Consider the following 2,588-nt stretch of genomic DNA (forward strand, 5'->3'; position numbering starts at 1 on the left):
CCTCCTGCTCACCTACGGAATGCAGCACGCTTCGGCAGGCACCGCCGAGCGGACCGCCGATGCCCTGGCCACCACCACGGCGGGGGCCGGCACCGAGGCGGCGCCGCCCACCGCCCCGCCCACGGCGCCCACTCCGTCAGGTGACCTGTCTCCGACACCCGGTGTCTCCCCCTCGGGCCCGTCGGCCACCCCGACCGGTCGGCCTTCCGCCTCCGCCACCGGCTCACCCACGCAGTCGACGACGCCCGGCGAGGCGACCACGTCCGCGCCGGCGACACCGACGACCGCCTCTTCCACCCCGCCCGTCGCTCCCGCCGTCAAAAACGTCGCGGTATCGGCCTTCAGTCAGACGGGCCCCACGACCTCCACCGCGACCATCACCGTCACCACGGACGGCAGCGGGCCGATCTCCGTCACCGTCTCGTGGTTCACGGGCGAGGCGAGCGGTGGGGCCGGCTCCCCCGACGGTGCGTCCCAGACCTTCGAGCGCAGCGGAGCCACCCAGTACACGATCACCGTCGACCACACCTTCCAGAACGACGGCTGCTACTGGACGGTCCAGGCCACGACCACTCCGGCACCGGCTTCCGGCGGCGCCTCACAGCAGATCCTGACCAGGCAGTGTGAGATCCGATGACTGCTCAGAGCGACGACACGCCCGCGCCGGCGGCAAAGGGTGAGGAGCCCACGCGGGCACTCGCACCCGCCGACGCGCACAGCACCACACTCCACCTCGGGCCCACCGAAGGCCACGTCCCCGACGACCGGACCTCCAGCCCCGACAGCGAGTACAGCGCCACCGTGCTGGCCAGCCACTGGATCCAGCGACCCGAAACGGACGACACCCTCGTCGAACCGGTCCCGGCGAGCGCTTCCCCGACCCGGCCCGACCGCGTCGAGGGCAGCGTGCTGCGTTTCGGGCCCGGTGTCACGGCCGCCGTCGCGCACCGCACCGTCCAGATGCTTCCCGCCACGTCGTCGGCTCCCGCGCCCCGCGGTCGGAGGCTGCGCAAGAACGCTCTGCCGACGCTGCTGGTGGTAGCCGTCCTCGTCTTCCTGGCCTGGCAGCGCTTCGGGCAGTCCGTGGCGGTCACCCAGGTTGCCGTCACGGCGAGGCCGACGGTTATGGGATGCGACGGCACCGCGGACATCGTCGGTCTGGTCACCACCAACGGCCGTCGTGGCACCCTCTCCTACCGATGGGTCCGAAGCGACGGCACAGCGTCCGACGTCCTGCACGAGGTAATGGTCCGGGGGCAGCGACAGGCGCGCCTGCACCTTCGATGGACCTACCAAGGCCCGGGCCACCGGGCGGCATGGGCGGAACTGCGCATCCTGTCCCCCGGTCACCGGGCGAGCGCCGCCCACTTCTCGTACGACTGTCCCTGACGGCCCACCTGGATCGACCGCCGACTCCGCCCTTCCGGGGCGGACAACTCACGACCAAGATCCGGACCATACACGGGCCGGCCCACGCCACCTACCCTTCGCATCACGCACACGCCCAGGTCAGAACCGAACGCACGATGTACCACCAGCAGACCAAGAACCTTCTTGTTTCACACAGCCCGAAGAAACTCGGGTTCTTCTAGAGTCTCAAGTCGGTTGCCTGGAGGCACCGATGTGCTCCAGGCAACCTGCACGACAGTTACCGTGCATCACAGCACGCTGAATTCACGGCCGGGCGGCACCGGGGCAGGTTCGTCGGCGAGGGCTTTGACGAGGTGCCCCGGGCGGGATGCGGCTCGGATCATCGGGAGTCCTTGTTTCAAGGAGGGTGTGTCTCCGTCCTGGCGCGGTGGGGCCGAATGCGGGCGAGCAGGCCCTGGTGGCAGGCAGCCAGGTCGCCGTCCGGGACCCGGCATTCACGTCACCGAGGAATCACCGGGTGGTTTTGAAGTGGGACGGTCCCGTCTCGATACACCAGAACCGCTCCATTCTGGCCATTCACCTGCTGCCCTGACGAGTGGCGCGCCGTCAAGGGGAATTTTCAAGCGCAAGGACTGGCTCTGCGCAACCTCGCGATCCCCCGGTAGGGTTCTGCCCAGACGTTGATGATCACTATTGGCGCGACGACATACCGTCACGTCCTCTCGGTGGTCGGCGTTCTGGGCTGGCTGTGGGGGCGTGTGATGACGTTCGGTGAGAAGTTGCGGGATCTGCGCCGGGCTTCAGGGCTGACACAGGAAGAGCTCGCCCAGGCCGCCGGACTGACGGCCAGGTCGATCAGGGATCTGGAGCGGGACCGCCGGAAGCGGCCGCAGCGGCGCACGGTGGAGCTGCTGTTGGAGGCGTTGGGACTGACCGACACCGACGCCGTCGCGCTGCTTGCCGCCGACCGTTCTGGTCGGCAGGGCGGTCCCCCGGCCGATGACGGCGCCATCACATCAGGTCTGCTCGATCGTCGCCGTCAACTGGCGGTACTTGACCGCGCGGCCGATGAGGCCCGGGCCGGTCGGGGTGCGGTGGTGCTGGTTCGGGCGGGCGCGGGGATGGGGAAGACCTCCCTGGTGAACGCCTGGGCTGAGGCCCAGCAGCCGCGGGGGATCAAGGTGGTGCGGGGCAGCGGGCGAGAGCTGGAGCAGGAC

2 protein-coding genes and 1 pseudogene are annotated in these 2,588 nt (G+C 69.6%); all 3 read left to right on the top strand.

All coding sequences use genetic code 11. The features are described 5' to 3' along the window. Positions 1–637 (top strand): annotated as a pseudogene (locus tag JHN63_RS49940) (serine/threonine protein kinase); the annotation flags it as partial. Further along, a complete protein-coding gene (locus JHN63_RS49945; protein ID WP_200691769.1) occupies positions 634–1,389 on the top strand; it encodes a hypothetical protein in 756 nt (251 codons plus the stop codon). The pseudogene JHN63_RS49940 and the gene JHN63_RS49945, both read left to right, overlap by 4 nt. Before the next feature lie 665 nt (positions 1,390–2,054). Beyond that, on the top strand, positions 2,055–2,588 hold a 534-nt coding region (locus tag JHN63_RS49950; RefSeq protein WP_200691770.1), incomplete at its 3' end, for a helix-turn-helix domain-containing protein.

Origin of the sequence: Streptomyces sp. MBT65 (assembly GCF_016612545.1) — a bacterium.
Classification (GTDB): domain Bacteria; phylum Actinomycetota; class Actinomycetes; order Streptomycetales; family Streptomycetaceae; genus Streptomyces.